9 protein-coding genes are annotated in these 7,711 nt (G+C 69.5%); all 9 read left to right on the top strand.

What is annotated here, in order from left to right:
- Positions 1-152 precede the first annotated feature (152 nt).
- The gene (gene alr / locus AU196_RS08030) at positions 153-1,307 is read left to right on the top strand and encodes an alanine racemase (protein WP_059094583.1); all 1,155 of its coding nucleotides are present in this window, start codon (positions 153-155) and stop codon (positions 1,305-1,307) included.
- The gene (locus tag AU196_RS08025) at positions 1,304-2,413 is read left to right on the top strand and encodes an alpha/beta fold hydrolase (RefSeq protein ID WP_059094568.1); all 1,110 of its coding nucleotides are present in this window, start codon (positions 1,304-1,306) and stop codon (positions 2,411-2,413) included. The genes alr and AU196_RS08025 overlap by 4 nt, the downstream gene beginning before the upstream one ends.
- Complete coding sequence (gene tsaE, locus AU196_RS08020; RefSeq protein WP_059094567.1) at positions 2,406-2,873, top strand: tRNA (adenosine(37)-N6)-threonylcarbamoyltransferase complex ATPase subunit type 1 TsaE; 468 nt, start codon at positions 2,406-2,408, stop codon at positions 2,871-2,873. Before AU196_RS08025 ends, tsaE begins: the two co-directional genes overlap by 8 nt.
- Positions 2,870-3,505: a tRNA (adenosine(37)-N6)-threonylcarbamoyltransferase complex dimerization subunit type 1 TsaB gene (gene tsaB / locus AU196_RS08015; protein WP_059094566.1), complete on the top strand. Its 636-nt coding sequence runs from the start codon at positions 2,870-2,872 to the stop codon at positions 3,503-3,505. Before tsaE ends, tsaB begins: the two co-directional genes overlap by 4 nt.
- On the top strand, positions 3,502-3,978 hold the full coding sequence (gene rimI / locus AU196_RS08010) for a ribosomal protein S18-alanine N-acetyltransferase (RefSeq protein ID WP_059094565.1): 477 nt from the start codon (positions 3,502-3,504) through the stop codon (positions 3,976-3,978). Before tsaB ends, rimI begins: the two co-directional genes overlap by 4 nt.
- Positions 3,975-4,997 carry a tRNA (adenosine(37)-N6)-threonylcarbamoyltransferase complex transferase subunit TsaD gene (tsaD, locus tag AU196_RS08005; RefSeq protein ID WP_059094564.1) on the top strand — a complete coding sequence of 341 codons (1,023 nt, stop codon included), beginning with the start codon at positions 3,975-3,977 and terminating at the stop codon, positions 4,995-4,997. The genes rimI and tsaD overlap by 4 nt, the downstream gene beginning before the upstream one ends.
- Positions 4,994-5,455: a nuclear transport factor 2 family protein gene (locus tag AU196_RS08000; protein WP_059094563.1), complete on the top strand. Its 462-nt coding sequence runs from the start codon at positions 4,994-4,996 to the stop codon at positions 5,453-5,455. Before tsaD ends, AU196_RS08000 begins: the two co-directional genes overlap by 4 nt.
- A 168-nt stretch (positions 5,456-5,623) precedes the next feature.
- Entirely contained in the window at positions 5,624-5,926 is a 303-nt protein-coding gene (gene groES, locus AU196_RS07995) for a co-chaperone GroES (protein WP_041310041.1), read from the top strand.
- Positions 5,927-6,013: 87 nt separating this feature from the next.
- A complete protein-coding gene (groL, locus tag AU196_RS07990) occupies positions 6,014-7,633 on the top strand; it encodes a chaperonin GroEL (RefSeq protein WP_059094562.1) in 1,620 nt (539 codons plus the stop codon).
- The last annotated feature ends 78 nt before the right edge of the window (positions 7,634-7,711 follow it).

The raw sequence follows: 7,711 nt of genomic DNA, 5'->3' as shown, positions 1-7,711 counted from the left end.
CGAACCATCGAACATGCATTCGATTCTGCCAGGCGCCACCGACACGACCCCACGAAATCATCTGGCCTGTGGATGAAGCTGCCGCTGTGGATAACCGGTCGCAACGCACCCGTCCCCGGGGTTCTGGGACAATCGTCGGCGGTGACATGACCATGCAGACAACCGACACCACCACGACGACGCCCACCCCCCAGGTGGTCGTCGACCTCGACGCGATCGCCCACAACGTCGCCCTGCTGCGCGAACGCGCAGGCAGTGCGCAGGTCATGCCGGTACTCAAGGCGGACGGATACGGCCACGGCGCCACCGAGGTCGCGAGAACGGTGCTCGACGCGGGTGTCACGGAACTCGGCGTGGCCACCGTCGAAGAAGCGCTCGCTCTGCGTCGTGACGGCGTCACCGCACCCGTGCTGGCATGGCTCCACGGACCCGGCACCGACTTCGCCCCGGCCCTGGAAGCGGACGTCCAACTGGCCGTGTCCTCGGTACGTCAGCTCGGCGAGGTTCTCGACGCCGTACAACGGACCGGCAGGACGGCCACCCTCACCGTGAAGGCCGACACCGGCCTGAGCCGCAACGGAGTCAGCCCGGCCGAATACCCCGCGCTGCTCGACCAGCTGGCCCGGGCCGTCGCCGAGGACGCCGTGCGCGTGCGCGGCATCATGTCGCACCTGGCGTGCGGTGACGAACCCGACAACCCCACCAACGACCGGCAGGCCGAACGGCTGAGCGAGATGCGGCGCGGGGCCGCCGACGCCGGTGTGACGTTCGAGGTCGCCCATCTGTGCAACTCGCCCGCCGCGCTGACCCGGCCCGACCTGGCCTTCGACATGGTCCGTCCGGGGATCGCCGTCTACGGACAGACCCCGATCCCATCGCTCGGCGACATGGGTCTGCGGCCGGCGATGACGCTGAAGTGTCCGGTCGCACAGACCCGTTCGATCAACGCGGGTGACGGGGTCTCCTATGGCCACACCTGGATCGCCGAACGGGACACGACGCTGGCGTTGTTGCCGATCGGTTACGCCGACGGGGTGTTCCGCACCCTCAGCGGCCGCCTCCAGGTGTTGATCAACGGCCGGCTGCGGCCGGGTGTCGGACGGATCTGCATGGACCAGTTCGTCGTGGATCTCGGGCCGGGACCCGTCGATGTCACCGACGGCGACGAGGCCATCCTCTTCGGTCCGGGCACCCGGGGCGAACCCACTGCCCAGGACTGGGCCGACAAGATCGGCACGATCAACTACGAGATCGTCACCAGCCCTCGCGGCCGGGTGATCCGCACCTACCGACGGGAAAGTCGTTGACCGACAACGAGATCAAACGGCACGCGAATGCCGGGTGGCTGGCCGGTGCCGCGGGCCTGGCGGCGGTCAGCTCACTGGCCGGAGTCACCGTGGCCCGTTCGATGGCACGCCGCGTCACCGACGACGACCCTTATGCGACAGAGGATTTCGAGCTGCTCGACGCCGACCGCAGCTCGGTGGTCACCACCACCGACGGGGTGCCACTGGCCGTCCGCGAGGTGGGACCCGCCGACGCTCCGCTGACCGTCGTCTTCGCTCACGGCTTCTGTCTTCGCATGGGTGCCTTCCACTTCCAGCGTGCCCGCCTGTCGGAGCAGTGGGGTGACCAGGTCCGGATGGTCTTCTACGACCAGCGCGGCCACGGCCAGTCCGGCGACGCCCCGCCGGACACCTACACCGTCACCCAGCTCGGACAGGACCTCGAAGCGGTACTGGCGGTGATCGCACCGCGCGGACCGGTGGTGCTGGTCGGCCACTCGATGGGCGGTATGACGGTGCTCTCGCACGCGCGGCAGTACCCGCAGCGCTATCCCACCCGCGTCGTCGGCGCCGCCATCATCTCCTCCGCCGCCGAGGGCGTCTCCCGTTCCCCCCTCGGCGAGATCCTGAAAAACCCTGCCCTGGAGGCGGTCCGGTTCGCGGCGCGCTACGCCCCCGGCACGGTCCACCGGACCCGTGGCCTGGCCCGCGCGGTGATCGGCCCGATCTTGCGCGCGGCGTCCTACGGTGACGAGAAGATCAGCCCGAGCGTCGTCGCGTTCTCCGAGAAGATGATGCATGACACGCCGATCGCGACGCTGGTCGAGTTCCTGCACGCGCTGGAGGTGCACGACGAGACGGGCGGCCTTGCCACACTGGCCAAGGTCCCGACGTTGATCGCCTGCGGGGACCGTGACCTGCTCACCCCGATGGAGTACTCCCAGGAGATGGCCGCCGCGCTGCCCAAATCCGAGCTCGTCATCGTCGACGGCGCCGGCCATCTGGTGCAGTTAGAGCAGCCGGAGGAGATCGACGACGCACTGGTCCGGTTGGTCGAACGGGCCACCCCGTCCAAACTCGTCGCGCTGACACGGCGCATCCGTGACCGGGCGAGGTCTCGTGGCTGACCGGCAGAGCGGTACCGCGGAACTGGCCACCGCGGACGACACCAGGGCGCTGGGAGTCCAACTCGGGGCGCACCTGCACGCCGGCGACGTCGTCGTGCTGTCCGGTCCGCTCGGTGCGGGAAAGACCGTGCTGGCCAAGGGAATCGCCGAGGCGATGGGCGTCGAGGGGCCGGTCACCTCGCCCACGTTCGTGTTGGCGCGCGTGCACCGCGCACGGCAGCCCGGCCGGCCGGCGATGGTGCACGTCGACATGTACCGACTGCTCGACCATCCCGGTACCGACCTGCTCGCCGAACTCGACTCACTGGACCTGGACACCGATCTCGAGGATGCGGTCGTCGTGGTCGAGTGGGGTGAAGGCGTCGCCGAGCGACTCTCCGACCACCACCTCGACATCCGGCTCGAACGCGGCGTCGACACCGAGGCGCGCACCGCGATCTGGCAGTGGAGCGGACAGTGAGCGCGCTGATCCTGGCCATCGACACCGCCACACCCGCCGTCACCGCCGGAGTGGTGCGTCGCGAGGACGACGGGCTCACCGTGCTCGCCGAGCGGGTGACGGTGGACCCTCGGGCGCACGCCGAGCGTCTGACGCCCAACGTCCTGGCCGCCGTCGGCGACGCCGGCATCACCGTCGGCGATCTCACCGCCGTGGTGGTCGGGTGCGGGCCCGGCCCGTTCACCGGCCTGCGCGTCGGAATGGCCACGGCCGCCGCCTACGGACACGCGCTGGGCATCCCGGTGCACGGGGTGTGCAGCCTCGACGCCATCGGGGTCGCGACCTCCGGCGAGGCGCTCGTCGTGACCGATGCACGTCGCCGTGAGGTGTACTGGGCGCGCTACCGCGACGGCGTCCGGGTCGACGGTCCCGCGGTCAATGCAGCGGCCGACGTGCCGCCCGGCGCCTCGGTCGCGGCCGGATCACCGGACCACGCAGGTCTTTTCGACCTCACCGTCGTCGGCCCCCGGTATCCGTCGGTCGACGGCCTGGTTCGCGCCGTCACCGACTGGACCGCCGAACCGGACGCGCTGGTGCCGCTGTACCTGCGCCGGCCCGACGCGATACCGCGCGCCGAACAGACCCGCCGGTGAGCGTCACCTACGGCACGCTCACCGAAGACGATGCCGCCCGCTGCGCCGATCTCGAAGCCGAGCTCTTCCCCGGCGACGATCCCTGGCCCGCACGGGCGTTCCTCGCCGAACTGAGCGCCCCGCACAACCATTACGTCGCGGCACGCGTCGACGGCATCCTCGTCGGGTACGGCGGCATCGCGCGGCTGGGACGAAACGAGCCGTACGAGTACGAGATCCACACCATCGGAGTGGACCCCGCCCACCAGGGTCGGGGGATCGGCCGCCGGATGCTCGAGTCGTTGCTCGAGGTGGCCGGTCAGTGCGTGATCTTCCTGGAGGTGCGCACCGACAACGAACCGGCCATCGCGCTGTACGAGAGCGTCGGGTTCACCAGGGTGGGGCTGCGCAAGCGGTACTACCGGGTCAGCGGTGCGGACGCCTATACGATGAGGCGAGACCCACCCGGCGTTGCGAAACGAGAAGTGCCGTGATCATCCTGGCCATCGAGAGCTCCTGCGACGAGACCGGTGTCGGCATCGCCGAACTGTCCGACGACGGCACGGTGACGTTGTTGGCCGACGAGGTGGCCTCCAGCGTGGACGAGCACGCGCGCTTCGGGGGCGTGGTGCCCGAGATCGCCTCCCGAGCCCACCTCGAAGCGCTCGGCCCGACCATGCGGCGCGCGCTCGACACGGCGGGCGTCCGGAAGCCGGACGTGGTGGCCGCCACGATCGGACCCGGACTGGCCGGCGCACTGCTCGTGGGAGTCGCTGCGGCCAAAGCGTATTCGGCAGCCTGGCAGGTTCCGTTCTACGGCGTCAACCACCTCGGTGGACATCTGGCCGCCGACGTCTACGACCACGGTCCGCTGCCCGAGAGTGTGGGCCTGCTGGTCTCCGGCGGCCACACCCACCTGCTGCACGTGCGGTCGCTGGGGGAGCCGATCATCGAGCTGGGCAGCACGGTCGACGACGCAGCAGGCGAGGCCTACGACAAGGTGGCCCGGCTGCTCGGACTGGGATATCCCGGCGGCAAGGTGCTCGACGACCTGGCGCGGGAAGGGAACCGCGACGCCATCGTGTTCCCGCGCGGCATGACCGGACCACGCGATGACCCCCACGCGTTCAGCTTCTCGGGTCTCAAGACCGCGGTCGCCCGGTACGTGGAGAGTCATCCCGAGGCGTCGCAGGCCGACGTGGCGGCGGGCTTCCAGGAGGCGGTGGCCGACGTGCTCACTCGGAAGGCGGTGCGGGCGGCCGAGAATCTCGGGGTGTCGACACTGCTCATCGCCGGCGGGGTCGCGGCGAATTCGCGTCTTCGGGAACTGGCCGAGCAGCGGTGCGCCGAGGCGGGGTTGACCCTGCGGATCCCGCGGCCGCGGCTGTGCACCGACAACGGCGCGATGATCGCGTCGTTCGCCGCCCACCTGATCGCTGCCGGAGCGCCGGCCTCACCGCTCGATGCGGCCAGTGATCCGGGGCTGCCGGTGGTGCGGAGCCAGGTCGCGTGAACAGGGCCGAGCACGTCCTGGCGATCCACGAGCTGCTCTACCGTTACGCCGAGCTGGTCGACGCCGGGGATTTCGACGGGGTGGGGCGGCTGCTCGAGCGGGGTTCGTTCGCGGGCGTGGCCGGCGCCGGCCCGATCGCGACGCTGTTCACGGCCACGACCAGGCGGTACCCCGAGCAGGGCAACACCCCGCGCACGCGTCACCTCGTGCTCAACCCCGTCGTGGAACTCGACGGCGACACCGCGGCGGCCCGGTCGACCTTCTGCGTCGTGCAGGCGACCGAGACGGTGCCGCTGCAGCCGATCGTCGTCGGGCGTTACCGCGACACCTTCGCCCGCGACGGGGCAGGCTGGTACTTCACCGCGCGTGAGGTCGACGTGGAGCACGTCGGGGACGTCTCGGCGCATCTTTTGATCAACCCGCATGACTTCGGCGGACAGGCACCCACCCACCCTTGAGTGCTAGCACTCGCATGTATAGAGTGCTAGGTGGCAGGCGGCCAACCCTGTGTCGGCACCCGCGACGACGGCGCTCGGGACCGGACGCATGCCGAGCATCTGTAAACGCTGGAAACATTCAGGTCCGGGACCACCTGGACCTACACCGAACTAGTGGAGGGCTCCATCGTGGCGAGCGTGAACATCAAGCCACTCGAGGACAAGATCCTCGTCCAGGCCAACGAGGCCGAGACCACGACCGCTTCCGGTCTGGTCATCCCGGACACCGCCAAGGAGAAGCCGCAGGAGGGCACCGTTGTCGCCGTCGGCCCCGGCCGCTGGGACGACGAGGGTGAAAAGCGGATTCCGCTGGACGTGTCCGAGGGCGACACCGTCATCTACAGCAAGTACGGCGGCACCGAGATCAAGTACAACGGCGAGGAGTACCTGATCCTCTCGGCCCGCGACGTGCTGGCTGTCGTCAACAAGTAAGCGCCCGTGTCCGCCCCGGAGATCCCCGTCACGTACGGGTGATGTCCGGGGCGGCATGCGTTGCATGCCAAAAACAGGAAGACACATATGAGCAAGCAGATTGAGTTCAACGAAACTGCGCGCCGCGCAATGGAAGTCGGTGTCGACAAGCTCGCCGACGCGGTGAAGGTGACGCTCGGCCCGCGCGGTCGCAACGTCGTGCTGGCCAAATCGTGGGGCGGCCCGACCGTCACCAACGACGGTGTCACGATCGCCCGCGAGATCGACCTCGAGGATCCGTTCGAGAACCTGGGCGCACAGCTGGTCAAGTCGGTGGCGACCAAGACCAACGACGTCGCCGGCGACGGCACCACCACCGCCACCGTGCTGGCGCAGGCGCTCGTCAAGGCCGGTCTGCGCAACGTCGCGGCCGGCGCCAACCCGATCGCCCTGGGTGCGGGGATCAGCAAGGCCGCCGACGCCGTGTCCGAGGCGCTGCTGGCCGCGGCCACCCCGGTCGACGACAAGAGCGGAATCGCCCAGGTCGCCACGGTCAGCTCCCGCGACCAGCAGATCGGCGAGCTGGTCGGTGAGGCGATGACCAAGGTCGGCCACGACGGAGTCGTGACCGTCGAAGAGTCCTCGACCCTGAACACCGAACTCGAGGTCACCGAGGGTGTCGGCTTCGACAAGGGCTTCATCTCGGCGTACTTCGTCACCGATTTCGACTCCCAGGAAGCGGTGCTCGAGGACGCGCTGGTGCTGCTGCACCGCGAGAAGATCAGCTCGCTGCCCGACCTGCTGCCGCTGCTGGAGAAGGTGGCCGAGGCCGGTAAGCCGCTGCTGATCGTCGCCGAGGACGTCGAAGGCGAGGCGCTGTCCACGCTCGTCGTCAACGCGATCCGCAAGACCCTCAAGGCCGTCGCGGTCAAGGCGCCGTTCTTCGGTGACCGCCGCAAGGCGTTCCTCGACGACCTCGCCGTCGTCACCGGCGGTCAGGTGATCAACCCCGACGTCGGCCTGGTGCTGCGCGAGGTGGGGCTGGACGTGCTGGGCACCGCGCGCCGTGTGGTGGTCACCAAGGACAGCACCGTGATCGTCGACGGCGGCGGCAGCGCCGACGCGATCGCCGACCGGGCCAAGCAGCTGCGCGCCGAGATCGAGGCGACCGACTCCGAGTGGGATCGCGAGAAGCTCGAGGAGCGGCTGGCCAAGCTCGCCGGCGGCGTCGCGGTGATCAAGGTCGGGGCGGCCACCGAGACCGACCTGAAGAAGCGCAAGGAAGCCGTCGAGGATGCGGTCGCCGCGGCGAAGGCAGCGGTCGAAGAGGGCATCGTCACGGGCGGCGGCGCCGCCCTGGTGCAGGCCCGCAAGGCGCTGGCGGAACTGCGCGGGTCGGTGTCCGGCGACGAGGCGCTCGGTGTCGAGGTGTTCAACTCGGCGCTGTCGGCTCCGCTGTACTGGATCGCCACCAACGCCGGCCTGGACGGTTCGGTCGTGGTGAACAAGGTCAGCGAACTGCCTGCGGGACAAGGCTTCAACGCCGCGACGCTCGAATTCGGCGACCTGCTCGCCGACGGTGTCGTCGACCCGGTCAAGGTGACGCGGTCCGCGGTGCTCAACGCCGCGTCGGTCGCCCGGATGGTGCTCACCACCGAGACTGCGGTCGTCGACAAGCCGGCCGAGGACGAGGATCACGGGCACGGACATCACGGCCACGCCCACTAGTTCGGAGTTCCACGCAAACACCCCCGGTCCTGTTGGGCCGGGGGTGTTTTGTCGTCGGTATGGACCGAATCTGGCAGT

The sequence above is a fragment of the Mycobacterium sp. IS-1742 genome (assembly GCF_001500125.1).
GTDB lineage: Bacteria > Actinomycetota > Actinomycetes > Mycobacteriales > Mycobacteriaceae > Mycobacterium.
Note: the sequence above shows the minus strand (reverse complement) of the source record. Positions and strands in the feature narration are given on the sequence as shown.